A 25,277-nucleotide genomic window follows, 5' to 3' on the forward strand; every position below is an offset into this window, starting at 1 on the left:
CCGACGGTTTGATTTGACATTAGTGCTATAATGTTGATTCATGTGCGCCGTACCGAGTTCGAAACCACGTGAGACTCCATGCCCGCTCTTCCGCCACCCGCATCCGTTGCACTTCACCCCGCGCCACTCGAATCCCTCGTGATTCCGTCGACGCTCGACGGGAGTCTGGGCGCGAATCGCGCCACCGACGGTCGGGCACAGATCGCGGCCAACAACGACCTCGATGCGATTCGCGCGTGGCTTTCACGCTTCCACGACACCAAGACCACTTTCGACAGTTATCGCAAAGAGGCCGAACGGCTGCTGCTCTGGGCGCTCGTAGTGCTCGGCAAGCCGCTCTCGTCACTGACGCACGAGGATTGTCTGCACTACCAGCAGTTCCTGGCCGATCCGCAGCCCGCCGCGACCTGGGTCGCCGGCGGGGGTCGCAAGCACCCTCGCCACGATGCACGGTGGCGGCCGTTCTATGGGCCGTTGTCGCCCGCGAGTCAGCGCCAGGCGATCGTTATTCTCAACGCATTGTTTGCGTGGCTCGTGCAGGCGGGCTATCTTGCTGGCAATCCCCTTTCCCTATCCCGCCAGCGCACGAAGCACGCCCCTCCCCGCATCACCCGCTATCTCGAGCCAGGGCTCTGGCAGGAGGTCAAGGACACCATCGCCGCGCTGCCGCGCGACAGCGATCGCGCGCGTGCGCATGCCTACCGCGTCAGGTGGCTGTTCACGCTGCTGTATCTGGGTGGGTTGCGGATTGCCGAAGTGGGCGCGAACACGATGGGCCAGTTTTTCGTGCGGCGCGACGCCGACGGTACCCTTCGCTGGTGGCTGACCGTTCACGGCAAAGGTGGCAAGGAGCGACTGGTGCCCGCGACGCGCGAAATGATGATGGAGCTTTCGCGCTACCGCCAGCAACTGGGCCTGAGTGCACTGCCCTCGCCCAGCGAAGAGACGCCGTTGATTTTGCCGATTAACGCAAACGCAGCCAACGACCGAGCGCAGACATGCGCACCGCTGACGCGCGCCGGACTGCATGCGATCGTCAAAGACGTATTTGCGGATGCAGCTGTGCGCCTTCGCTTACGAGATGGCGTTTCGGCGCGCGCAGACCTATTGGAGAAAGCTTCCGCCCACTGGCTGCGTCACAGCGCCGGTTCTCATATGGCGGATAAACAGGTTGATCTCCGACTCGTTCGTGACAATCTCGGTCATGCTTCGCTGACCACGACCAGTCTATATCTGCATATCGACGACGACCGGCGGCATCAGGAAACCGAAGAGAAGCATCGTATCGAGTGGTAGCCACGCATCGAGTGCGTCTTCTACTGCGCGTGTCAGCGCTCGAGCACCCGTGTAATCTAATTTGCACCGTCTAATCATGGAAGCTGCAGCGACAACACCCCGCATCCTCGCAATCGCCGTGGCGTCGCGTTCGACCTCGTTCGTCCGAACGGCTCAGTCGAATGCGTAGTATCCCGCGAGGCATTCGAAGCGAATTTCTGGCTTGAACACGGCGCAAGCGACGCTCGCACGCTTAGATGCTTCGGCGATGGCGACAAGCAGATTGCCGCGGTCGCGGCACGCAAGGCGCTCGCCCATCCATCAGTGAACGTCGAGTTGACGCCGTCGGATTTTGCGCGAGGTGCATGAGCGCAATCCGTCAGGCCCGCTCGGGTTTCGATAGGGCTCGCCCCGCCGAACGGCTTGCCGGTTCGGTCCACCGCCGTAACGATGCCTTCGTGCGCCTAGGTCCAGTAGGCGCCGTCAGGGTTTGCTTCTCTGCTGAGCGCAGGACTGCGCGCACCCTCTTCGCCCGCGCCAAACCCGCCTCTTAAACTTTGCTATACCGTTCGGCTGCGCTCAGCTATGCACGGGTCGATTTAACGTACAAGAGAATCATCTCAAAGCCAGTTACTTGCCTTCTCGCATGAAAGCGAGCTCGCAAACCCGCCGCCCCTCAACCGCCCGTCATTCCGAAGTGACCCTACGCGGCTTGCGAAGTTTAGCGACCGTCCCTGAAACAGAACCATCTGACGCCTGTCCGCTAATGCTGCCTTTGATTTAACGAATGACAGCGGCAATCGAGGACCCCATTGCCGTCATTCAGCGGCCGGTCGAATTTGTAGTCGTGAATCGCACATAGCAGGAAAATCGAATGCTCCCTCATCGTAGCCCCGCTTCCACATCCCGCTCCTCGAACCGGACGTGCGCTACTAACGCATCCGGCTCTCGGACAAGATCTCACGCCTTCACACACGCCAGGCTGCGCCGCCGCGCACGCTCAGCGGTACGGGCCCATATTGCCCGTAAAGGGATAGCCCCTGCCCTTGCGTCGCCTGAGCTTATGCGCTCGGGCTTGAGCGAAGTCTTGGCAGTCGAATCGTGACCTACGCGGACGATCTGGTGATCCTGTGCAAGCGCGGTAAGGCTGAAGAAGCGTTGTCGCGACTACGCGAGATCATGAGCAAGCTGAAGCTGACGGTCAACGACGCAAATCTGCGCGGTTCCGGAAGGGGAGTTCGACTTCCTGGGTTTTACGTTTGGGCGGATGTACTCAGCGACCATGGGGCAGGCCCGTATGGGCATGCGACTGTCGAAGAAGAGTATCCGGCGCATGGTCTTTCCTTGTGTACATGCTGTCGCCACTACCCCGGCGCAGTGACTGGCGGCACTGCTTCGCTCATCCAGCCAGTCATATCAGCCTTCTTCGAGAGGGTGGCCGGGTGGGCCTGCGCATCGGCATTTTCGAGGTTTGCTCAGCGTTCACTCACGTTACGGCCTGCACACTCGCGCTGTCACCGATTCGTGACATTCGTGACACGCTTACCCGAAAGCTTCAGCCATTTCGCTACCTCCATGACTGCTCCGGTTGCTTCCGGCTGGAGCGGTTGCCGGGCGGGTCTTACAACCGCTGGAAAGCGCCGCCTTTTCACGGCGCAAACCCACTTCTGCCGTTCAGACCGGAGCCTTCGTAGCGACCGCTTCCGAGATCCGACTGCCATTCGCTCCTTCGAGACCGAAAGGTTTCACGAAGCAAGCTACTTAAGCACTTGGCGAAGTCGTTTTGAAATAGATGGGTTCTGAAGGCGACGCTTGCGTTCTGCTTGATATAGGGTGCCGAGGTATTCAAATTCAGCGCCGGATTGGTATGCGGTCGCCAGGAATCTGCTTACTTTGTGCTAGCGAACTGATTACGGTCCAGTGAACTAATCGTGACCTACTCAAAGTAGTGCTTAAAGAACATACCGCCACATGAATCGAGTTTCAGCGCGGCGTCGACGCCATGCGCGATGCGACTGGGTCATAGCGGAATTTTTCGACTACAGACGGAATTTTTGGAGGACGGCGGCCGTTTACTCTCCTTTGGCGCTAACTCGCGGAGCGATTTCTCACCGGTCAGACTAAGGAGAGTAGTCATGTCACAGGTCTCGTGGGGTCTCAAAGCGGCGGCCGTTATCGTCCTCGCCGCCGGTTTCACAGGTGGGCATGCTGCTGACGATGATGCTTACGTCGTCGCACCGCTCGTGTCTAACTCGGCAGGCGCTGCTCCGAAGGTCGACGGGGTACTACGAAACGCTTGGGGAATCGCATTTAGTCCGGCAGCAAGTCCATTCTGGGTCAACGACAATGGGACAGGCTGCTCCACGCTGTATGACGGCGAGGGGGCAAAGGTGGCGCTGCAGGTCTCCATCCCGCTGCCAGGCAATGTCATACCGGCCAGCGCCTGTCATCCCGTCTCTTCCAACAATCCACCGCATCCCACGCCTGCGGCGCCGACCGGAATCGTGTGGAATCCCTCAGCGGCGTTTCTCGTGCCAGGCACCAAGCTCCCAGCCGCATTCATCTTCGCGACCGAGGACGGCACGATTTCCGCTTGGGCCGGTGGGTTGAATCCACCGAACAACGCCGTACTCGCTGTCGATAACTCATCCTCTCCATCCGCCGCTAGCGGAGCCGTCTACAAGGGTCTGGTCTTCGGTGTGAACGCGAAAGGAGGATTTCTGTTTGCGACGAACTTCCGCTCTGGTCGGATCGACGTATTCGGGCCGAGCGGTACGAACGGCTTGTTCATGCGGGTGACAACGGACGGCGGCTTCACCGACCCGCACATCCCAGCTGGCTACGCCCCGTTTGGTATCGCGAACATCGACGGGGACCTTTTCGTAACCTATGCGCAACAGGACGATCAGAAGCATGACGATGTTGCAGGTAACGGCCACGGATTCGTCGATGTATTCGACACAGACGGCCACCTGCTGCGCCGCTTTGCCAGCCGAGGATCGCTCGACTCGCCGTGGGGAATCGCGCGCGCATCGTTTGCGTTCGGCCGCTTCAGCGGCAAGATTCTGATTGGCAACTTTGGTAATGGCCGAATCAATGTTTTCGACGATGACGGCAAGCTCCTCGATCTCCTTGAGGATGCATACGGCAATCCACTGGCTATCGACGGCCTGTGGGCTCTCACCCTCGGTGGCGGCCACAACTCGAACTCGGACACGCTGTACTTCTCGGCAGGTCCTAACAAAGAGACCAACGGTCTGTTCGGCACAATCATTCCATTGAGCGCTTCCAAGGCGCGAGCGTCCGGTCAGCACAGGCAATAGCTGGTGGTCGCGCGTGGCTCCCTGCACCACTTCCTGGTGGTGACCTCGTTGCCGCCGGGCGTGCCCTCATCATTCCACTGCCTCTTGTGGATCATATGCATGATTCTAATTCCCGAAAAGAGGATGCGCGCGCACCGGAATTCCTTAGAGCCCATCATCGGCCTGATGATGCGTTTGATGACGCGTGATCCTGCTCAATCACGTTGTTCAGGTACTTGTTCTGCCGGATCCGGATGGGCGTTTGCCGTTCGGCGTTGATGGCTTCGAGCGCGGCCAGGTTGGCGCCGCTCTTGTCGATGGTGATTACCTCTGGCTCGCATTTCCGGTCGTAAAAAGCCGCCCGCCTATTCCGTATTCCTTACGTCAAAGAGCTCTCCCGCCGTCAGCGACGCATTGGTTAAGCGATTCTCGTTAGCCGCAGTTTCTTCTGCCTCGGGGATCCTCGGCCATGCCGCTCTCCAATGGACTGGCAGCGCCCGAAGCCTGCCGTCTGCGTCGTGAAACCAGACCCGGCCTTCGTTCTGGGCATGACGACCCAGCTCGAATTCCTGCGCATGAAGGGAATGGTACGGACGGGCTATCTGAAAAGGTCGACCTTCAACGTTCTCCAACGGTGCAGTTATCTGCGTGTTCCATCGCGGCAATGGAAAGCTTCTTTGGCACGCTCAACTCGGCGTTCTTTTGCGCAAACTGCTTCGAGAGCCTTGATGCGCTGAAGGCCGGTATCAGACAGTACATCCATTACTATAACCACAAGCGAATCAAGCTCAAACTAAACGGGCTGGGACCTGTGATGTACAGAACCCAGCCCTCTCGGCCCTAGCCGAACACTGTCCATCTTGCGGGGCAATTCACCGAAGCGCGTTAAGCAGTCATCTAAAAACTCCTGGCCCCCATTTTGCGGGACGCTACTCATTGTCAGGCCGACTATAAACCCTCACGCCTTGTGGTCTCGAAGAAACCTGAAGAACTCCACGCCCTCTTGCAGGCGTCGTTTCATCATCTCCCAACTGACCAACATCTCACGGACGATTTCCCATATTTTTGCCGGTCTAAAATAAAAGCGTTTGTAGAACTCTTCAACACCGAGAAAGATCTCTTCGCGCGACAGATGCGGATAGCCGATAGTCGAAAGCTGGGTGCCCGAGGAATTGATAAGCGTGATGACCTTGTTTTCTTCCAGCCATCCATTGTCGACAGCTTGCTTATGAAGGACCGTCCCAGGGTAGGGCGCGGCGAGCGAAACTTGGATCGTGTACGGGTTGATCTCCTTCGCGTATTGGATGGTCTTCCGTATCGTTTCTTGCGTTTCCCCTGGAAGCCCAAGAATGAATGTGCCGTGGATCTTGATGCCGAGCTTGCGGCAGTCGTCACTGAAGCGGCGTGCCATGTCGGTCCTCAGCCCCTTTTTGACATTGACGAGAATCTGGTCGTCGCCAGATTCGTAGCCGACGAGCAAAAGGCGCAAGCCGTTCTCCTTCATGACCTTGAGCGTTGAGTACGGTACGTTCGCTTTTGCGTTACACGACCACGTCACGCCTAGCTTGCCAAGGCCGCGAGCAATCTCTTCTGCTCTCGGTCTGAGATCCGTAAACGTATCGTCGTCGAACATGATCTCCTTGACTTCGGGCATGTTGTCGCGGATCCATTTCACTTCTTCGAGGACATTCTCCACCGAGCGGGTGCGATAGCGATGACCCCCGACAGTATGCGGCCAGAGGCAAAAGGTGCACCGCGACTTGCAGCCTCGGCCCGTGTAGATCGAGACATACGGATGCTTGAGGTAGCCGCTGAAGTAGTTCTCAGTCTTGAGGTCGCGCTTGTAGATGGGCGCAACGAACGGCAACTGATCCATGTCTTCAAGGATCGGCCGGGCTTCGTTGTGCATGATGCCACCGTCGGGCAAACGATAGCTGAGACCGAGGATCGACTCGAACGGGAGTCCCTGCGCGATGTCGCGACAGGTGAAATCGAATTCTTCACGACACACGAAATCGATCGAATCGCTCGCGGCAAGCGAGCCGTGAGGATCGACGGCTACCTTTGCCCCGATCATCCCGATCAGGATGCTGGACTTGCGTCGCTTTAGATGCTCCGCGAATTGCGCATCGCTCAGGAACGACGGCGAGCTCGTATGGATGATAACCAGGTCATATTCTTGAGCGATGTCCAGGGTCGCATCCAGAGACAGGCCATCTGCAGGAGCGTCCACGACACGGCTATCCACGACCAGCGCAGCGGGCTGGACGAGCCACGTCGGGTACCAAAACGATCGAATTTCACGCCTCGTCTGGAAACGTGAGCCGGCTCCACCATCGAAGCCGTCGAACGAAGGTGCCTGTAGAAACAACGCTTTCATAATGCCCTCAAAGATAACAGTGCACTTGCAGGGATGAACCGCCCGCAGGGGTCGCCACCTTCGGCGATGTTTGGGAATCTGATTTGGGCCTTCAAAAACTGCGCTCGTCACTGGACAGCCGGTGCTGACGCCACCCGCTTCTGTGCAAAGGTCTGGCTCGCAAGTGGGTCGCTAAAGAATACTACGACTCCCGACTTTGGAATGGCAAGCCTTTGTCTCGTCGCCTTCAATCTTTACATCGAGATTACCGATGTAGCGGACTATCGTCTCTGGCACCGGCGTCAGATGACACCGTGCTACGGGATTTTTTTCGGCCGCCTTCACAGCTCCCGTTGTATGAGCGGCAACTTCCTGAGGAGTCGACTGCGCACGCGGTCTGGCACATACTCGCGGCAATGTTGAGACATCAAGATGAAGCAGCGGTGATGTACAGAAACCGATCTTTTCGCGAGGGGCGGTAGCGCTCCAAGCATCATGCGGTGAGCATGCCGGGCACAGCGACCCGTCCGCCATTCGATCCGTCCGTAACGGGCAGTGGCACCATCGACGCGGGTGCGCGTTCGCGCTGCCCATGCTCCAAAGCGCGAGGCTATGGATGAGGCACAGTCGAGGCGATACCGAGGGTGTGCCAGTTGGGAATGGCCAGCACATCAGCCCAGCCGAATTTTTGCTGATGGCAGGCTTTCTTGCATATCGCGCCCCCGCAGCGTCGGCCGATGCCCGAGCGGCGGCCCGACGCATATTGGTCGCCGTCCTCGAGGTGGCGACCGCTCGCGGGTTCACTGATTCAGATGTGCTCGAAGCGATGATGGCGAACGCCCAAAAGTCTTCGCACATGCGGAAGTTGGCAGAGCAAGCCACCGCTGCTGTCGGTGATGTGCCCGCTTACCTGCAAGTGATTCGCAGCGCTGGCGTAATAATGGAAGAAGGCTTGTGAAACTTCGCTAACGAACCTGTTCGGATCAGGGGGTACTCGTTCGGCATCGGGCTTTGCGCCGCGTCAGCAAAGGTGGGCGCGGAAACCTCGAATCAGTCGTTCGACAGAGAAGCCGTCAAAGGGAGGTTCATTCATTCGGCAGGCGCCGAGGTGAATGCAGACCTGCAGAATTATGATATCCGATCGGCAATCACCACATCTGTCGTCGCCGCGTGTCGCTTTTATTCAGCCACGACTCCCGTTCCCGTTTTCACGAATCACTTCCATTCACGTTGCCGGGCTTCACAGCCGTTGAGCGCTGAGGAGCAACCGAACGTTCGGCCACTTGCCAGAAAATGAGTCCTGGCAAAAAGAACAAAAGATCTCGCACTCGCCGCGCGCCTGCGAGCGCGAGACATGTGGGGGCATCGATACCCAAGATGCCACCGATCAGAACGAAGCCGCCTTCTTGTACGCCAATGTTACCCGGCACGACAAAGGCTACACTGCTCACGAGCTGAATCAGTGCCTCGAGCACGAATGCGGTCCCGAAGGTTGAGTCCGACCCAAGCACGCGTAATGCAATCCAAATCTCAAGCGCCAGACCGAAGCACTGCAGCGTTTGCCAGATGAACAAATAGCGAACCACGACGCCGGTCTGCCGCCAGATTAGCTTAATAGACTGATCGATGCGCGCCGACTTGCCAACGAGGGCATACACCTTACCACTAGTAATCCGGTTGAGCGTTCGCGCGGCGCGTTCAAACGGCCGCGCATGTTGAACGAGCGCGAACAGCAAGAGCACGGGCATGAGTCCGGCAAGACCCCACGCTAACCTTCCCGCAACGCGCGCGGGATCCGACGAGGTCTGCTCCAGCACGTATCCGAGGGCTACGAGTGCAAAGACGACCTGGCTGATTAACGTGAGTTGCATGTCCACGACGAGACTGGCGGCGGCGGTTGCCGGGCGCACACCGACACGGCCCAGTAGTCGAAATGAAACGATCTCCCCGCCGATCCGGGCCACGGGCAGCAGTCCATTGATCGACTCGCGAATCCAGACGAGTTTGAGCATGGTCGCAAAGGAGGGGCGCTCAGCTTCACGTATCAGAATGCGCCAATCCCAAGCGTTCGGTAACATCGCAAAGATATGTACGAAGGCAGCGAGCACCAGGCCCACGCCGGCGGACTCCAGCAGACGCAGGATCGCTACCGGATTATCGCGCCAGATAAGCCACGCTGCAAACATTAGCCCAAGAAAGGCGGCAACAGACCCGAGGTATCTCATCTGGGCATGGCCTCTTCAAAATGAGCAGTCGTCGTCAAATTAATGATCATTTTAAGCTTGATCACGTTGGACGCGTGACGACAACAAACCGTCCTCGTCAACATCGAAGCGTTGTCCACGCCATAAGACGCACGAGGAGAAGAAGCTCGCCACGTAGATTCTGAATTGAAGGACATCCCAGAGCGGCAACCATAGAAGGCCGCTGCAACTGTCTCCCGTCGCGCGATCCGTTTGCCAGACCAATATCGCGCGAACAATGAGTGTCAGCACTACTAGCCCCCAGGCCAGCGGATTGCCAAAAGAAAAGAGTACGGCGAGCAAGGCAAGCGGAAACGGATGCATCAAGATAGCACCGAGATGCCCCATCCGATCCGCAGCGCGAATCGTGCGACACCACCGCAGTTCGTGTGCGACTAGCTGAGAAAACGTGGTTTCGACACAAGCGTGATGCACAATGAACGGCGGAATGGCGACCGATAAGCCGCTGCGGCGCACTGCTTCGCCAATCGCGTAGTCCTCTGCGAGATGATGCGCGAACTGCGCGAGACCGCCTATTCGCAGAAGTGTTGTCCTTGTCATGGCAATCGTCTGGCCAAAGCATGGCCGCGCGCGTCCAATTGACAGCCCGGTCGCTACGCCGGGCAGGAAGTGATAGTTGGTCATGGCAGAACTCACCCGAGGCCAGAACCCGGGCGCACACAATCCGCGATATACGGTGGTGACCAGCCCGACGCCGGGTTGCTGAAGCGCACCTACGATGTCGCGAAGGAATCTGGGGCCGACACGCACGTCGCTGTCGGCAAAGCAGAGCACATCGTGCTTTGCGAGACCCACCATATTTGTAAGATTGGCGACTTTTCGGTTGGGTCCGTACACCCTTTCATCTACCACGACCGTTATGTGTTTCTCCGGGAAACGCGCGCGCAGTATGTCGACGGCCTTGAGCGCCGCATCACATCGGTCAAGGACGCCAAAGATATACTGAACCGGTGTCGGATAGTCCTGCTCCACGAAGCTCGTTAAGTTCTCCAATAGCTGCCATTCGTCGCCATGCAAAGGCTTGACGACGGTGACTGCTGGGAAGCGAACGGGCGCAATCATTGGACGCGAAAAAAACCTTCGCACAAGGTGACCGGCCAACACGGTATACACGATGCCCAGCCCGGAGCACAGGGCAGATAGGGCAGCAGCACAGGCGAAGAACAGTTGGACAGCATGTAATTCAGCCATATGCCTCCGGACGAGAGCGCTCTCGGGACAGCAAAGCCTGCGTGACGGATGCTGAAGAGAGCCTTAAGGACCACACCCTCCATAGCGTTTAATCCTTCGCTGCACAAATCCATCCACGCAACGCGACTCGCTACCGCCGTGACGATAAGGGGTGACGCTGCGCCTACCGAGAAGCTTCCGGTTGAAGCAGGCGCAGCTTACAAGGGTCTTGCGGCTCTGATTCCCGTAGTACCTAATTCGTCGCGTGCGTGTGCGCCAAGTGCGTCTCGTGCCATCAGAGCCTCGGCCACCTGTTTCGCCAGCGCCAAATCAAGTCCTCGTCGCACGTATATGGCCGCCAGTTCTCGATGCTCGCATGCATTATCCGTGTCACGTTTCGCCTGCTCCTCGGCAAGCGCCGCGTGTTCCGTGTTTCCGTGTCGGTCTGAGAAGAACTGTTACATATTCGCCAGTTGCCAGCGACATTGCCCTCGCCACAAGCCCCGCCAGACCGACAGCACCAGCGGGCCGTGCTGGGCATGCGCCGATGCGACACCGATCATTAAACTTGCCGTGGAGATAATGCCATCTCGCGCCGAGTACTAAAGCCCGCAGCCAGTCGATCGACTTTCGATCTGGTGCTTCATGACTTCTGCACATCATTTGCGGTACTCACTGGCTCTAACCGGAATGGCGCCATCTGCACGGCGACGCTTAGCCAACATCCGCCGGAGTATCCGGTCCTTCAGATCGACCTTAGAAGCGCGTTGAAAAGGACTAGACGATCGCCCCATAAATCTCACGCGGCAGCGGGATCGCTGATGAGGTCAAGTCCATTTTCGAGGCGCCCCGCGAAGCGACGCAAAAACGCTCGCTGTGTATCGACCGTGACGCTGAAGTCGTACCAGTTGCCACTTGCGGATACGGACCAGCTTTTTTTAACGCTGCCGCCCGCCGGCACCGAAAATACCCACGGGCTCTTCACGGTGCGATAGACATTCGATCTAACCGAAAACTGGCACGTCGCATGGCCTGAATTCCGCATGACAAGGCAGACAGCGTCATTCGCCACGTCATAGCTCACCTCGATTTCGGGCTCCGCCATCCTCAGGCGCGGTCCTTCGGCAAAATCGCCGCGAAAAATCCGTAGAAACCCGTTCGCGCCATGCAACGCAATCGAATACTTGGTGCCGTTGAGCTGCGATTGTGTCCAGCTATCGACGAGTTGCGTGTCGGGATCGAGCGCATATCGACGCGGCCAGCGAGTACGCATCGCGAGATCATAAGCGGAGAACGCTGCCCCCGCTTTTCCGTTGTTGATAAGCAAGAGAGAGAATGTACCTTTCATCGCATCTACCGCCGCATTGGCGTGGAACTCATAAGGCAAGGCACGCGACGGGCGCGTGCCAGGTTCCTGCTTCGGCATGAACTGCACTGTTGGAATCGACGGTGCCGGCAGCGAGCTGCATTGCAAATTGGCACGCGCAATATAACCATTCGTGTCCGGCAATTCAGGCCAGCTCGGATCCGGATTCCTGAAGTTGAACGCCGACGTCAGATCACCGCAAACCGACCGGCGCCACGCGCTGATGTTACGGCACCGAATCCGGAACCTCCGTTCAATAAACTGAATAACCGATGTGTGATCGAACACTTCCGAACAGACATATCCTCCCCTTGACCATGGCGACACCACCGTCATGGGCACACGGAAGCCGAGCCCGATCGGCAGATCGTCATAGAGCTCGCCCGTCGTCGCAACGGTAGTTCTGCCCTCGGTGTCATCACCGGGTGGCGTGGGCGGCACTGCATGATCAAAGAAGCCGCCTTGCTCATCGTAGTTTAGAAGGAACACGGTCCGCGACCAGACCTCAGGGTTTGCAGCCAAAGCGGCGAGCAGCTTCGCGCTCAGGTCCTCGCCGGCTTGCGGATGATAGTTAGCGTGCTCGGAGAGCGCCGTCGGCGCGACGATCCACGAGACCTGCGGCAGCTTGCCTGACGCGACATCCGCGGCGAAGGCCTGTGCGACGTCGTCGACGGTCGCCATACCTCTTCGGTAAAGCGCGCTCGTCGGCGAGGCCGACTTGAAGCTTTGAAATAGCGCTAGGGCGTTGTCGTCAAAATTGTCGAGTTGCTGGTAGACACGCCAACTGATTCCGGCCGTCTCGAGCAGCTCGGCGACCGTTTGCCATTTGAATCCCTCGGCCGAGTCCGCGTTGTTCAGCGCCGGAGGGAACCCTACGGAAAGACCACTGCTGCCGCTGAACAAGTGCAACCTGTTCGGATTGGTTTGCGTGAGAGTCGACGCGTAGTACTGGTCGCATATCGTGAACGCGTCGGCGAGCGTATAGTAGAACCGCAAATCATCGCGTGTGAAGTAACTCATTCCGAGTCCCGGCAAGCGCGCCGTGTTCCATGCATTGCAAAGACCCTTGTTCCACATCGCGATGTCGGTCTGATAGCTCATCGAGGGCGCTTGAGCGCAGGTCGCGCTGGTAGTCGTCGTGCTTATGTGGAATGGCAAAATGTAGCTCGTGCGTGTCGGCTGCTTCCACACCGAATCGCCGTTGGGCAACCTGATTGCCATTCGGTCGTTGAAGCCTCGCACTCCGCGAAGCTTGCCGAAGTAGTGGTCGAACGAGCGGTTCTCCTGTGTGAAGATTACGATGTGCTGCACGTCGTCGATTGTGCCCGTCGTGGTTTTTGCCGGAATCGCCAATGCTTCGTGGGCCCAGCCAGGAAGCAGTGTCGCCGCCATTGATGTGCCAAGCGAGCCAGCTGCCATGCGGAGGAACTCACGGCGTGACTTGGCTGGGCCGCTGCTGCTTTGCGCGGCCGTGTATGTCGGCTCCCCGCAAGACTTTTGGTGACGTGCCCTGTCCATAGCCGCAGCCGCTCACTTATTACCCGTCGAGTACCGCGATGCTCCAGCGCTCGGCAGCATCCGCTGCAAGATCTTGCAGTAAAAAACGATGGAACAACGCTGCAACTTTGTAAAGGAAAATGAGCGCGAATAGCTCCCATGCAAGGATGGCGTGCACATCGCCCATCTTGTCGCCGAAAGGAGATTCTGTCTTGCTCAACGATGGATATGCCACGGCGCCTGCGAAGCGAACCGTCCAGCCACGCGGGGATGCGTTGATCCAGCCAAGGAGCGCAACGAGCAGTAGTCTGACATAGAGGAAAAAATGGGTGATCGGTGAGACGACTTCGGCGACCAGCGTCGCGCCAACGCTGAGATGCCAGGCAATCAGCCCAACCGCCTGAGTGTCCTTGTGGACATCCGGCATCCTCCAGCCGATCACGAACTGCAACGCGAGCAACAGGACCGTCAATCAGTGGAAGGTACGCGCTACAACGCCATAGGGCGGCGCCCACAATTCGTATTGTTTGACCACTCCACTCTCCCCTCCGCCTGGCAATCGGGACAGACGAAGCACCAAGCCCTCGATTTTTTTTAACGACGCGATGGATCGTGCATCGTACGACCGCCATGATTCTAACGACCTTACCTTAAGGGAACCTGATGTCGCGGACCTCGCGAGATGCGATCGAAACAGTGGGCAATTGGCCAGGAACAGGCAGGCATAGTGCTGATGAATAGGCGTTCAATGACGAACGCGCCTTGCCCGGAACGACCGTGCACTTCGTAAAGCATCTGACTGAGCTATCGGTTTTGCCGCTCGCCGCGTGCGCGATCGGCCCATCCCCTGCAATCGACACGGCTCTCGATGCTTCGGCGCCGATTGTCGCGCCGGATGAGGCCTTAGTACCGATGGTGAACACCGCTCTCATTAAGCCCAACCCACCGGGTTCCAGCCCACGACCGGAGCTGGTTTCATGGTTGCCAAGTTTGCTAGCGGGTTGACGCATCCGCGCTGGCTATACACGTTGCGGAACAGCGACGTACTGGTCGCGGAGAGTGATTCGCCAGACGAACAAGATCAAGGAGGTGGTCTGTTCGGCTGGATCCGACGGCATTTCATCAAGCGCGCCAGTGGGGCCTGCCAAGTCCCGATTGCATCGTGCTCTTACGGGTGCCAACGTAAATGGCGTGGCATAGACGCAGAGTGTGTTTTTGCCGGATCTGCATTCGCCGTTTGGCATGGCCCTCATCAGAAGGCCGAGCGACTGCTCTGGTGAGCGGCCATCGAACTGCGCAAGCCGCTCTCCTCGCTCACCCAGGGAGATCTGCTCGCGTATCAGCGCTTTCTCGCGGATCCACAGCCGGCGGCACGCTGGGTGATGCGCGGCCGCAAGGTCGGCCGGACTGAACCCGAATGGCGTCCCTTTGCCGAGCCTTTGTCGCCGACCAGCCAGCGGCAAGCCTTCGTGATCTCGAATACCTTGTTCGCCTGGCTCGTCAGCGCCGGCTACCTGACCGCCCGGTCAAGCTCATCCGCGACGAGCCTGACAACAGGCTCGAACATCATAGCGACATGATCGCTGTCCACCTCTGCAACAACGAGCCCGCCGCGCGCAACCTTCTGCCAAAGCGGCAAAGGGTCGCCGCGCCCTTCAGCCAGCCTCGCCGCGCGCACATATAGCACGCGGCCGTCGTACGACCGCGGTCGATAGATCGTCATCGCTAGTCGCATGGCCTCACGAATGCGCAACAGAACGGGGGGCAAACCCGCGTTGTTGGCTTCTGGCCGGCGCGCTGTGCGCCCGACCCGCAGACGGATTCTGTCTGCGCCGGCGTCAAGTTTCATGCCGACGTATGCAACGCGCTCCGCGAACGGCATTGTTCGAAGTGCACGAAGTTGCCGGCAAACGTAGCCGTACTGGTGCCGCAGCCACGCGAACCACGGCAAACAGCGTTCATGGACATATGTATCGAGCAAGCAAACCAGTTGGACTGGCTCACCCGCTGCCCGCAACTGCTGCGCGATTTCCAGTGCAACCAGTCCACCCATAGAGTAGCCCGACACGTAATACGGACCCTCCGGTTGCACGGCGTGCATCTCCTGGATATAAGTCGCCGCCATCTCCTCCACGCGCTGCTGCGCCGGCATTTCACCATCCCGGCCCAGCGCTTGCAGCCCATAGACGCGACGGCCACTGCGTAGCGCTTTCACGAGCCTCCAAGACTCCATCACCCGAGCGGTTTTTCAGGCGCGCCGTCGCGTCCACCGCACCCAACCAACGCTATCGCTTAAGCATTTCTTAAGCCTAAAAGATGCAGTCTTCTTCGAGTGCAAAGCGGCCCCCTCCGTCTTGCGAACGCATGACGAAAACCCGTATGCAAAGCGAAGGAGGCGCCGTGTCCGACAGCATTCCGACAGCCAGCCAAGCGTTCAACCGCAAGCCAACGACGACGCATCCGGCGATGCGCGAACCCTCGTGATGGGGCCGTCGCTGCCGCTCGCCGAGTGGATCCTGATCGCGATCTGCTGTGTCGCGACGTGCCACGCGGCCGTTGCCGCGCTCGTGCGCTCCGGACTGCGCGGCGCACGCGATCGAAAGGATGCGCGCAACGTACCCGTCAGCGTCCTCAAGCCGCTCTGCGGTGCGGAACCGCGGCTCATGCAGAACCTCGAATCCTTCTGCATGCAAGCGCATCCGTCGTATCAACTGCTGTTCGGCGTGTCGTCGGCGAGTGATCCTTCCGTGAAGGTCGTCGAGCGCTTGCGAAGCCTCTACCCGCATCTCGACATCGAACTCGTGATCGATGGCACGTTTCACGGCAGCAATCGCAAGGTCGGCAATCTCATCAATCTTGCGCGGCGTGCGCGGCACGACGTGCTCGTGATCGCCGATAGCGACATCGCCGTCGACCCCTGCTATCTCGCGCGCGTGACGGCGGCGCTCGCCGAGCCGGGCGTCGGGATCGTGACGTGCCTCTATCGCGCGCGCGCGCTCGGCGGCTTCTGGGCGCGTCTCGGCGCGCTCTTCATCGACGAATGGTTCGCGCCCTCCGTGCATATCGCGCACGCGGCCGGTTCGCGCTGTTTCGGCTTCGGGGCGACGCTCGCGCTCACGCGCAAAACGCTCGCCTTGACCGGCGGCTTCGAAGCGCTCTCCAACTGCCTCGCCGACGACTATCGCCTCGCCGAACGCGTGCGCGCCCTCGGCCTCGCGACGGTGCTCTCCGACGTCGTGGTCACCACCGACGTCGTCGACCGAGGCTTTCTTTCGCTGTGGCGACGCGAGACGCGGTGGCTGCGCACGATCCGCTCGGTGAATCCGCTCGGCTTCGCGTTTCTGTTCATCACGTTCACGTCGCCGTGGCTGATTGCGAGCGGCCTGCTCGGTCTCGGCATCGATGCGAGCGGCGGCAACATCGAGCATTCGTATGTCGATACCGTCGTCGACCTGAGCACGTCGCTCGGCCTGAGCGCGCGGCTACTGCTGCACTGGCGCAGCGCGCGTGACTGGCGCAGCTTCTGGCGCGACCTTCCGCTCGTCCCTTTGCGCGACGCGCTGCTCTGGCTGCAATGGATCGCAGCCGCGTTCGGCAGCAACGTGTCGTGGCGCGGCGTCAGCGTGCCCGTCGATGGCTCGCGCGCCATCCGCGAAGCCGTCGCTTTGTCCGAAGCTGAATCCGATCCATCATGAATGAGGGTCTCGTCATGAAGACGCTGTTCCTGCAGGTCCCGTCGTTCGACGGCTTCGACGGCGGCGCCGGCTCGCGCTATCAGGCGAAGCGCGAGATCCGCTCGTTCTGGTATCCAACCTGGCTCGCGCAGCCCGCCGCGCTCGTGCCCGGCAGCCGCGTGCTCGACGCCCCCGCCGACGGCCTTCACGCGGAGGAAACGCTCGCGATCGCCGTGCAATACGAGCTCGTCATCATGCACACGAGCACACCGTCGTTTCCGTCCGACGCACACTTCGCCGAGCGGCTGAAGGCGCTGAATCCCGCCGTGCTGGTCGGCGTGGTCGGCGCGAAGGTGGCCGTCGATCCGCACAATTCGCTTGCCGCCTCCGACTCGCTCGATTTCGTCTGCCGCGAGGAATTCGACTTCACCTGCAAGGAGATCGCCGAGGGCAAGCCGTTCAGCGAGATTCGGGGACTCAGCTATCGTCTGCCGGACGGGTCGATCGAACCCAACGAGGCGCGCCCGATCCTCGAAGACATGGACGCGCTGCCGTTCGTCGCGCCCGTCTACAAGCGCGATCTCAAGATCGGCAACTACTTCATTGGCTATCTGAAGCATCCGTATGTATTGATCTACACCGGTCGCGGCTGCCGCTCGCGCTGCACGTTCTGCCTGTGGCCGCAGACGGTCGGCGGACATCGCTATCGGGTGCGGTCGGTTGCAAACGGGCTCGCCGAAGTGAAGTGGATTCGCGACAACCTGCCCGATGTGAAGGAGCTTATGTTCGACGACGACACCTTCACCGACTTCCGTCCGCGCGTCGAAGCCATCGCGCGCGGCCTGGGCGAGCTCGGCGTGACGTGGTCGTGCAATGCGAAAGCGAACGTCCCGTATTCGACGCTGAAGATCATGAAGGACAACGGCCTGCGGCTCCTGCTCGTCGGCTACGAATCGGGCGACAACCAGATTCTCATCAACATCAAGAAGGGCCTTCGCACCGACATCGCGCGCCGTTTCAGCGACGATTGCCGCCAGCTCGGCATCAAGATTCACGGTACGTTCATCCTCGGCTTGCCCGGCGAGACGAAGGAGACGATCGAGAAGACCATCGAGTACGCGAAGGAGATCAATCCGCACACGATCCAGGTGTCGCTCGCGGCACCTTATCCCGGAACCACGCTCTACCAACAGGCGGTCGAAAACGGCAGGCTGGAAGAGAACAAGGTGATCCATCTCGTCAGCAAGGAAGGCGTGCAACTGGCGGCGATCGGCTACCCGCATCTGTCGCGCGAGGAGATCTATCACCAGCTCGAAACCTTTTACAAGCGCTTCTATTTCAGGCCGTCGAAAATCCGGGAGATCGTGCGCGAGATGCTCGTGAGCTGGGAGATGACCAGGCGGCGGCTGCGCGAAGGCGTCGAATTCTTCCGCTTTCTGCCTACGCACGACGCTTGAGCATGTGCGGCGTGATCGTCACCGCCGACGACTTCGGCCTGCACGCGCGCGTGAACGAAGCCGTGGTGCTCGCGCATTGCGACGGCGTGCTCAGCGCGGCGAGTCTGATGGTCGGCGCGCCCGCGGCGCCGGGCGCGATCGCTTGCGCGCGCGAGTTGCCGACGCTCGCCGTCGGGCTCCATCTGGTTCTCGCCGACGGCTACTCGGTGCTGCCGCATTCCGCGATCCCCGATCTCGTCGACCGCGAGGGCCGCTTCACGTCCTCGATGACGTTCGAGGGCCTGCGCTTCTTCTGCCTGCCGCACGTGCGCGCGCAAGCCGCCGCCGAAATCCGCGCGCAGTTCGAGGCTTACGCCGCAACCGGGCTCGCGCTCGATCACGTCAACACGCACAAGCATTTTCATCTGCACCCGACGGTGCTCGCGCTGATTCTCGACATCGGACTCGACTTTGGCCTGCGCGCGATGAGGCTGCCGAACGAGATGCACGGCTCGATCATGCTGCGTCCGTGGATCGCGCTGGCGAAGGGGCGCATCGACCGCGCTGGGATCGATCGCAACGATTACGTCGCCGGTCTCGCGCTGACCGGCAAAATGGACGAAGCCGCGTTCCTCGACGTGCTCCGCCGCCCGCCGCGCGGCGTGCTGGAAATCTACTGCCATCCCGCGAGCGTGGGCACGGGTTCGATCACGCCGACAATGCACGGCTACCGGCACGCCGACGAACTCGCCGCGCTGCGCTCGCCCGCGGTGGCAGCCGCGCTCGCGTCGAGCGGGGCGATGCAGGGCGGCTTCGCCGCGGTCTTCGGGCACGCCGCACGGGGCGAAGCGCGGATGTCGGCATGATGCGACGCCTCAACATCCTGCGCTGGCCCGCGACGATCGCGCTGCTCGCGTACGTCGTGCTGCACAACGGCATCGGCGATGCGTGGCGTCTGGTCGAGCGCGCCGGTCCGCTGCTGCTGTGGCTCGTTCCGCTGCACGCGCTGCCGCTCCTGCTCGACGCGCGCGCCTGGCATCTGCTGCTCGCCCGCCGCATCGCGCTCTGCACGCTGTGGTGGATCGCCGCCGTGCGCGAGGCCGTGAGCCGCCTGCTACCGGTGTTCGGCATCGGCGGAGAACTGGTTGGCATCCGGCTTGGCGGGCGCCATCTGCGCGATACGGGTTATATGAGCGCGTCGGTGGTTGTCGAGGTGTTGGTGACGATCGCAGTGCAATATGCGTTCGCGATGCTCGGGTTAGTGCTGCTCTTTCTTGGTAGCGCGAACGCGGACGTGGCGCGCGCGGTGGCCACCGCGCTGCTGATCTCGATGCCGCTGCCTGTCGTGCTGTTTGCATTGTTGCGCCGAGGCACAATTTTTCGCGGGATCGAACGAATCGCGAAACGGTTCGTGCCGCGCATCGACGGCCGCGCGCTCGATGCACGGATCCGTGCGCTGCTCGGCCAGCCGCGTTTGCTTGCAGCCGCTTTCGCGTGGCAATTTGCCGGCTACCTGCTGGGCTCGGTGGAAATATACTTCGCGCTCGCGCTGCTCGGGCATCCTGCCGCCATCGGTGCGTCGATCGCCATCGAGGCGCTCACGCAGGCCGTGCGCCAGGCCGTGTTCATCGCGCCAGCGGGCATCGGCGTGCAGGAGGTCACCATGGTCGCGCTGGCGGGCGCATTCGGCATCGATCGCGAGGCCGCGCTGTCGCTCGCTCTCGTGCGGCGCATGCGCGAACTCGCCTGGGGCACGATCGCGATCATGCTCTGGTAGACAGTCGAACCGTTGCACACGCAGAAGACAGTGGACGAGCGCACGGCGACCGGGCGGCGCACGCAGCAATGATCGACTGTCCCTCAGCAGCGTTACAGCGAATCCCATACGTGGACACGCAAATAACGCGAATCGACGGAAGCGTCGTGAATCGATTCGCGTCACGCTTATTGGCCGGCGTTCGAAAGACTAAAACTCCAGCCCCGGCAGCACCTGCGTACCCTCAGCCGCGACCGACTGCAACAACGCCGGATCCAGCTTCAGCGACTTGAGAATCGTCGGTGCGACCTGCGTGGTGCTGACCGTCGTCGCATTCGTCGCGGCCTGCAGTCCCGGGAACGCCACGAGCAAGCCGAGATGGCTGTCGTCCGGCGCATTGCCGCCGTGCTCCGCGTCCTTCGACTTGCTGCTCGTATAGATGACCCCCGGATTCGGCTGCACGATGATGTCGGGTGCGCGGCCTTGTGCCGGGTCGCCGAACTTCGCGGCGAGCGCCGCGCCTGAAAGAATCGACGCCTGCGGCCCGTCCGCGCAAATGCCCGTCGCGCTGCACGCGAGGTTGGCTTGCAAGGTCGCGACCGCACTGGCCGCCTGCGATTGATCGCGCAGCCAGATGAGGCCGACGTCGTCATCCTGGACGACACCGGTGCCGGACAGTCCGGTTCCATCGTTGAGCTTGCCGGTCTTCGTGGCCGCCTGTCCGAAGTTGCCTTGCGCGTTCAGATAGTTGTTCGCCTGCAGGAGCGCCGACAGCGTGTCGCCGTTCTTGACGAGCTTCGTGTGATCGGACGGCGACTGGCCGTGCTTGGACGTCACGATCACGACCGTCGATGAAAACAGGTTCTTCGCCTTCAGTTCGGCCACCATCTTGCCGATCGCGCCGTCGGCGTAGGCGATGGCTGCGGCGACTTGCGGGCCGGGCGTGAATTGCGCGTCCGTGTACCCGCCTCCTTTGGCGCTGGGCGCCTTTTGCGCGACGCTCAGCGTCTGGAAATTGGTCCCGAACACGGTCGGCACGCCGACGCTCGCTTTGCCGGTCGAATCGTTTCCGTCGATCTGATTGATGATCGCCTGCACGTGGATGTTGTCGAAGGTTTCCGTGTGCGTGTAGACGTCGGTGTAGTCGGTGCCCGTCGCGGCATCGGTGGAGTTGATCTCGGTGCGCGCGAGATCATCGACGCCCTTGCCCGACGGACCGTTGACCCAGTCATAGCCCCACGCGTGCTTGTCGGCCCACGCGGTGCGCGCGGTCGCCATCTGCTGCTTGACGACCTCGAACACCGTATTCGTCTTCAGATAGTTATGCGGATACACCGGCGTGCAGGCGCCGTTCACTTTTGCATTGGGGATTGCCTGCGGATTAAAAGCGCCTCCGCCGTCGAGATGCGTGAGGTCGCCGCCGTTCATCGCGTCGATGCCCGTGGTTTCGTCAAACACGACGTTCCAACCCTGCGAGCCTGTGCATTGCGTGTCGCTCGGTGCGTATAGCGTACGGTCGTAGGAGACGTCGTAAAAAAGCCCCGCCGACTTGGGCGAGCCGCCCGTCAGCAGCGCGGCCAGCCCGGGAAACGAATCGGACAGGCCCGGCGTGAATGCGTTCGAATAGGTGACGCCGTTGTTCGCCAGTGCCGCGATGCTCGGACACGTCTTCGCGGCGACGCAGTTGGCGAGATCCTGTTGATGCAGGCCGTCGATGCTGACGAGGAGGACGTGTTGTGCGCCCGCGATTGCGTTGGTCGGCGAGTTGTCGTCGGACCCTCCGCATGCAGCGAGCGCGAGCGAGGCGCTAAGCGTCGCGACGATTCCAGCCTTCAGGCGAACGTTCACTATCGATCTCCAGACTATGCGTGATGTAGGACGATCAGTCTGGAGCGGCTGCGAGTCGTGAGTATTACGTGGATATTGCTGTCGCTTTCGCGTCGGTTACGGTGGATTTACGGATTGCTGATCAAGAAAGCTGCTGCTGTCTCTCGACCAGCGTGATACTGCATCCGCGTTCGACATCGTCGAAGCGCACCGCCATGTCGTGCATCCCGGCCACGGCGCTGACTAGACTCAAGCCCAGCCCGTTGCCCGGCGTGTGACGGCTCGCCTCGCCGCGATAGAAACGCGTGTGCACCGCTTAACGCTCTTCGGGAACGATGCCCGGGCCGTCCTCGGTTCGACCGCGATGCGAAACAGCGGCGTCGCGCGCAGTTCACTGGTCACCGGCAGAATCGGCACCGACGGGTGGGCGTCGAATAGATCGGACTGAATGATCAGTGCCGGCCGCGGTTTGCCGTAGTCGCCTTGCAGCGCAATCGTTACGAGATCGCCCCGCCTCATTCCCAACCCTTGCAATCGGCGGCCGCCTCCCAAAAGTCAAGCGTATCCACTTCGTGCGGATCATCGCGCAGTTGCTGAGACTGGCGTCGACACTCGTCGGCAAAGCCGGCCCGGCGGTTATCCGGCACCCAGATTTGCAGCGGGCGCAAGCCGGCTGCGCGCAGCGCGTCGCGGTGCGCCCGCACACGTTCGATCAGAGTCGCGGCCATCCTGATCTCCAACAGTTACATGTAACATTCTACCCTTCTTGCGCTACATGTAACGCTGCCCGTGCCAAGCGCGCGTTCCATCCGTCGCGCCGAGCGATGCTTCGGCGATGGCGACAAGCGGATTGCCGCGGTCGCGGCACGCAAGGCGCTCGCCCATCCATCAGTGAACGTCGAGTTGACGCCGTCGGATTTTGCGCGAGGTACATGAGCGCAATCCGTTAGGCCCGCTCGGGTTTCGATAGGGCTCGTCACGCCGAACGGTTTGCCCATTCCATCAGCCGCGCAACGATGCCTGATTCTGCGTCTAGCTGGGCGGACTCGGCCGCCCTTCGCACTTCATCGGCTCGGATTGGTTGCGTTTGCATGGGAAACAGAAACCGGGCAGAATGTATCGCAATTGCGATGCAGGAGTGTACTCATGAAAACCGCGACCTTCCCCGCGGTACGGGTCGAGCCGGAATTGCGCGAGGCGGCTGAAAGGGTGTTGTCCGACGGCGAGAGCCTGTCGGCGTTTGTCGAGCAGTCGATCCGCGCGAACATTGAGCGCCGGCTTTTACGGAGCGATTTTATTGCCCGCGGCCTCGCTTCACGCAACAGCGCCAGGCAGAGCGGGCAGTATGTGTCGGCCGATGACGTCCTAACTACGCTCGAGGACCAGCTCGCGAAAGCCAAGACGCGGCGCACGACTGCGCGATGACTTACGCGGTTCGGTTTACCCTCGAGGCCGCGGCGGACCTCGACCGACTCTACGACTTCATTCTCCAGCGCGACGCCGCCGATTTCACGCTCGCCGAGGCGGCTCTTCAGGCGATTCGCGATGGCGTCGCGACACTTCGGAGTTCGCCGTTTACGTGCCGCAAAGCGCGATCCGACGCGCCCTTCCTTCGGGAACTGATCATTCCGTTCGGGCGCAGCGGGTACGTCGCACTATTCGAAATCGAGGACAGCGAAACGGTCACGGTGCTGGCTATCCGCCATCAGTTGGAAGATGATTACCAGTGAAGTGCCGATATTTTCTTTGCGCAAACCTTCACACCACCTCGAGCCGTTCTTCTCTTGGTTGTCGGGCTGGACGCTTTGGCGCGTTCTCGGCAATCTGGCAGCCTGCAGTCACTTTCATGGCCGTCGTAACGCGAGGTGGTATGCGTGATCCCCAACCCCCTCTTGAACACTGTGCAGTCCCTCAACTAAGATGGCACCGGTTCTGTTGTTGCTGCGCCTGTGCACGGGCGGATGAAATTTACAAGAGGAAGACGCAACAGACGGTTAGTTGCCTTCTCGCGTATGGGTGAGCAACTGGCAAAACCGCCAACCTAAACCGCCCGTCATGGCGGGGTGACCTTTACGGTAGCTTGCAAAGTTCAGCGGCCATTCGCTGAGACACGACGACCAGCGCTTGTCGGCTTCGCCAACGTGTCACTGTCAGCGAATTCGTGCTCGCGAACCCGTCGTCGCCGCGAGTCGCGCTGTGAGGAGTCCGACGGCAGCTATCAGAGTGGTCGGTCGGTCAAACGGATTGGGTTCCGGGTGAGCTTGCGCATGCGCATGTCGTCGATCATGCGCTGGCGCAGCGGGCGGATAGCCTGCGGGAGATTCATGGCTCGGCTCCCGTTGAGCGACGAGGCGGATTGCCTTGTCCTTCAAAATGAAAACAGAGTCGGTTTCCTCTCCGGACCACTAACGTTGGGCCGGAGTCCCATTGCGGCGCGAGCGGTTTCACCCACTGGCCGTACGGCGTCGGCCGACGCGACCTGCGACGGACTCTAAGACAATTGCTTATGAAAAAATGTCGTTCCACAGAACCCTCCGTCGGGCATAAGCGCGAAATTCGGGACGGTGCCGACGCGTTGCCAACCTGCTCGTTCGTAGAGCCGCTCCGCATCGCCACCTGTTACGGTGTCGAGTACGAGAACCGATTTGCCTGCCTGCCGAGCGGACTCATCGATTGCTCCCATTAACCGAGCGGCGATCCCTTGGCGCCTCGAGTCGCGGCGAACCAGCATTTTCGCGACATCTGCTCGATGAGGCTGGTTTTCCGGCTGGGCAGTGATCAGCTGCACCGTGCCTACGATCAGACCGCCCGGCGACTCGGCAACTAACAGGATCCGCTCATTACGCTTTACGCCACAGGCGACGTCCTTTGAGATTGACCCGGGAAAACGGACACCTATCCTTTGGATAAGGGGGTGCCAAAATGGGCAAGCATCGAGCACCGTACCCGGCGGAGTTCCGGGCTCGTATAGTTGACCTGGTGAAGGCCGGTCGAACACCTGAGGAGCTGGCGCGAGAGTTCGAGCCTAGCGTGCAGACGATAATCAACTGGGTGGCGCAAGCGGATATTGACGCCGGCGTGCGTCAGGAGGGTTTGACCACCGCTGAGCGCCAGGAACTCACCCGTTTGCGCCGCGAAAATCGGCAACTGAAAACGGAGCGCGACATTCTCTCTCACGCCGCGGCCTGGTTCGCCCGCGAGACAGGAGCCGTATCCTCGAAGGATACGGATTCATGAGAGCGTATATGGACGCCTCCCATCTGCAAGGGATTTCAAGGGAGATGAACATGACAGGGACGGGATGCAGCTGTATATCCGACCTTGTTGCAGCATGAGTCTGCTGCGGGCCTG

At 60.5% G+C, this 25,277-nt stretch carries 20 protein-coding genes and 5 pseudogenes; 12 read left to right on the forward strand and 13 right to left on the reverse strand.

The window, feature by feature from the left end:
- Positions 1-78: 78 nt before the first annotated feature.
- On the forward strand, positions 79-1,296 hold the full coding sequence (locus AWB67_RS29180; RefSeq protein ID WP_087659661.1) for a tyrosine-type recombinase/integrase: 1,218 nt from the start codon (positions 79-81) through the stop codon (positions 1,294-1,296).
- Positions 1,297-3,410: 2,114 nt separating this feature from the next.
- Complete coding sequence (locus AWB67_RS29195) at positions 3,411-4,598, forward strand: TIGR03118 family protein (RefSeq protein WP_087659662.1); 1,188 nt, start codon at positions 3,411-3,413, stop codon at positions 4,596-4,598.
- Here the strand turns inward: AWB67_RS29195 and AWB67_RS29200 are convergent.
- Positions 4,583-4,926, reverse strand: a pseudogene (locus tag AWB67_RS29200) (DDE-type integrase/transposase/recombinase); the annotation flags it as partial. The gene AWB67_RS29195 and the pseudogene AWB67_RS29200 sit on opposite strands and share 16 nt — an antisense overlap.
- Positions 4,927-5,235: 309 nt before the next feature.
- Between AWB67_RS29200 and AWB67_RS42100 the strand changes: the two are divergent.
- Positions 5,236-5,421: pseudogene (locus AWB67_RS42100) on the forward strand (IS3 family transposase); the annotation flags it as partial.
- A 114-nt stretch (positions 5,422-5,535) separates the two neighbouring features.
- On the opposite strand, the gene hpnJ (AWB67_RS29210) reads toward AWB67_RS42100, so the two are convergent.
- Positions 5,536-6,957, reverse strand: coding sequence for a hopanoid biosynthesis associated radical SAM protein HpnJ (gene hpnJ, locus AWB67_RS29210; RefSeq protein WP_087659664.1), 1,422 nt, complete (start codon positions 6,955-6,957; stop codon positions 5,536-5,538).
- 595 nt (positions 6,958-7,552) lie between these two features.
- On the opposite strand from hpnJ (AWB67_RS29210), the gene AWB67_RS29215 reads away from it, so the two are divergent.
- On the forward strand, positions 7,553-7,894 hold the full coding sequence (locus tag AWB67_RS29215; protein WP_087659678.1) for a hypothetical protein: 342 nt from the start codon (positions 7,553-7,555) through the stop codon (positions 7,892-7,894).
- 250 nt (positions 7,895-8,144) lie between these two features.
- Here the strand turns inward: AWB67_RS29215 and AWB67_RS29220 are convergent, their stop codons facing one another.
- The 5 genes and pseudogenes from AWB67_RS29220 to AWB67_RS29240 all read right to left on the reverse strand — a co-directional run bounded on the left by AWB67_RS29220 (position 8,145) and on the right by AWB67_RS29240 (position 13,693).
- Positions 8,145-9,161 carry a lysylphosphatidylglycerol synthase domain-containing protein gene (locus tag AWB67_RS29220; RefSeq protein WP_087659665.1) on the reverse strand — a complete coding sequence of 339 codons (1,017 nt, stop codon included), beginning with the start codon at positions 9,159-9,161 and terminating at the stop codon, positions 8,145-8,147.
- 51 nt (positions 9,162-9,212) lie between these two features.
- A complete protein-coding gene (hpnI, locus tag AWB67_RS29225) occupies positions 9,213-10,391 on the reverse strand; it encodes a bacteriohopanetetrol glucosamine biosynthesis glycosyltransferase HpnI (protein ID WP_087659666.1) in 1,179 nt (392 codons plus the stop codon).
- A 197-nt stretch (positions 10,392-10,588) separates the two neighbouring features.
- A pseudogene (locus AWB67_RS43460) lies at positions 10,589-10,744 on the reverse strand (VIT1/CCC1 transporter family protein); the annotation flags it as partial.
- A 425-nt stretch (positions 10,745-11,169) separates the two neighbouring features.
- Positions 11,170-13,254 carry a phosphocholine-specific phospholipase C gene (locus AWB67_RS29235; protein ID WP_087659667.1) on the reverse strand — a complete coding sequence of 695 codons (2,085 nt, stop codon included), beginning with the start codon at positions 13,252-13,254 and terminating at the stop codon, positions 11,170-11,172.
- 19 nt (positions 13,255-13,273) lie between these two features.
- Positions 13,274-13,693, reverse strand: coding sequence for a cytochrome b (locus tag AWB67_RS29240; RefSeq protein ID WP_327366670.1), 420 nt, complete (start codon positions 13,691-13,693; stop codon positions 13,274-13,276).
- Between the two features lie 826 nt (positions 13,694-14,519).
- Here AWB67_RS29240 and AWB67_RS42110 point away from each other — a divergent pair.
- Positions 14,520-14,750 (forward strand): annotated as a pseudogene (locus tag AWB67_RS42110) (tyrosine-type recombinase/integrase); the annotation flags it as partial.
- On the opposite strand, the gene AWB67_RS29245 reads toward AWB67_RS42110, so the two are convergent.
- Positions 14,744-15,466 carry a thioesterase domain-containing protein gene (locus AWB67_RS29245; RefSeq protein ID WP_087659668.1) on the reverse strand — a complete coding sequence of 241 codons (723 nt, stop codon included), beginning with the start codon at positions 15,464-15,466 and terminating at the stop codon, positions 14,744-14,746. The pseudogene AWB67_RS42110 and the gene AWB67_RS29245 overlap by 7 nt on opposite strands.
- A 250-nt stretch (positions 15,467-15,716) precedes the next feature.
- Here AWB67_RS29245 and hpnI (AWB67_RS29250) point away from each other — a divergent pair, with 250 nt between their 5' ends.
- The 4 genes from hpnI (AWB67_RS29250) to AWB67_RS29265 are packed head-to-tail and all read left to right on the forward strand — an operon-like array spanning position 15,717 to position 20,120.
- The gene (hpnI, locus tag AWB67_RS29250) at positions 15,717-16,928 is read left to right on the forward strand and encodes a bacteriohopanetetrol glucosamine biosynthesis glycosyltransferase HpnI (RefSeq protein ID WP_087659669.1); all 1,212 of its coding nucleotides are present in this window, start codon (positions 15,717-15,719) and stop codon (positions 16,926-16,928) included.
- Positions 16,929-16,942: 14 nt separating this feature from the next.
- A complete protein-coding gene (gene hpnJ, locus AWB67_RS29255; protein WP_087659679.1) occupies positions 16,943-18,364 on the forward strand; it encodes a hopanoid biosynthesis associated radical SAM protein HpnJ in 1,422 nt (473 codons plus the stop codon).
- Positions 18,365-18,366: 2 nt separating this feature from the next.
- Entirely contained in the window at positions 18,367-19,209 is an 843-nt protein-coding gene (gene hpnK, locus AWB67_RS29260) for a hopanoid biosynthesis-associated protein HpnK (RefSeq protein WP_087659670.1), read from the forward strand.
- Complete coding sequence (locus tag AWB67_RS29265) at positions 19,206-20,120, forward strand: lysylphosphatidylglycerol synthase domain-containing protein (RefSeq protein ID WP_087659671.1); 915 nt, start codon at positions 19,206-19,208, stop codon at positions 20,118-20,120. Before hpnK ends, AWB67_RS29265 begins: the two co-directional genes overlap by 4 nt.
- 189 nt (positions 20,121-20,309) lie before the next feature.
- Here AWB67_RS29265 and AWB67_RS29270 read toward each other — a convergent pair whose 3' ends face one another.
- The 4 genes from AWB67_RS29270 to AWB67_RS29280 all read right to left on the reverse strand — a co-directional run bounded on the left by AWB67_RS29270 (position 20,310) and on the right by AWB67_RS29280 (position 22,654).
- Entirely contained in the window at positions 20,310-21,947 is a 1,638-nt protein-coding gene (locus AWB67_RS29270) for an alkaline phosphatase family protein (protein WP_235025387.1), read from the reverse strand.
- 121 nt (positions 21,948-22,068) lie between these two features.
- Positions 22,069-22,239, reverse strand: a complete 171-nt coding sequence (locus AWB67_RS41505) for an ATP-binding protein (RefSeq protein WP_200822333.1) — start codon at positions 22,237-22,239, stop codon at positions 22,069-22,071.
- A complete protein-coding gene (locus AWB67_RS43220; RefSeq protein WP_087659673.1) occupies positions 22,176-22,445 on the reverse strand; it encodes a type II toxin-antitoxin system PemK/MazF family toxin in 270 nt (89 codons plus the stop codon). Before AWB67_RS43220 ends, AWB67_RS41505 begins: the two co-directional genes overlap by 64 nt.
- A complete protein-coding gene (locus AWB67_RS29280; protein ID WP_087659674.1) occupies positions 22,442-22,654 on the reverse strand; it encodes an antitoxin MazE family protein in 213 nt (70 codons plus the stop codon). Before AWB67_RS29280 ends, AWB67_RS43220 begins: the two co-directional genes overlap by 4 nt.
- A 418-nt stretch (positions 22,655-23,072) precedes the next feature.
- Here AWB67_RS29280 and AWB67_RS29285 point away from each other — a divergent pair, with 418 nt between their 5' ends.
- Positions 23,073-23,351: a YlcI/YnfO family protein gene (locus AWB67_RS29285; RefSeq protein WP_087659675.1), complete on the forward strand. Its 279-nt coding sequence runs from the start codon at positions 23,073-23,075 to the stop codon at positions 23,349-23,351.
- Entirely contained in the window at positions 23,348-23,656 is a 309-nt protein-coding gene (locus tag AWB67_RS29290) for a type II toxin-antitoxin system RelE/ParE family toxin (protein WP_087659676.1), read from the forward strand. The genes AWB67_RS29285 and AWB67_RS29290 overlap by 4 nt, the downstream gene beginning before the upstream one ends.
- Before the next feature lie 761 nt (positions 23,657-24,417).
- Here AWB67_RS29290 and AWB67_RS29295 read toward each other — a convergent pair.
- Positions 24,418-24,789: pseudogene (locus tag AWB67_RS29295) on the reverse strand (GNAT family N-acetyltransferase); the annotation flags it as partial.
- A 59-nt stretch (positions 24,790-24,848) separates the two neighbouring features.
- Between AWB67_RS29295 and AWB67_RS29300 the strand changes: the two are divergent.
- Positions 24,849-25,163, forward strand: a complete 315-nt coding sequence (locus AWB67_RS29300) for a transposase (RefSeq protein ID WP_087659677.1) — start codon at positions 24,849-24,851, stop codon at positions 25,161-25,163.
- Positions 25,164-25,277 lie beyond the last annotated feature (114 nt).

Source organism: Caballeronia terrestris (assembly GCF_001544515.1).
Lineage (GTDB): Bacteria > Pseudomonadota > Gammaproteobacteria > Burkholderiales > Burkholderiaceae > Caballeronia > Caballeronia terrestris.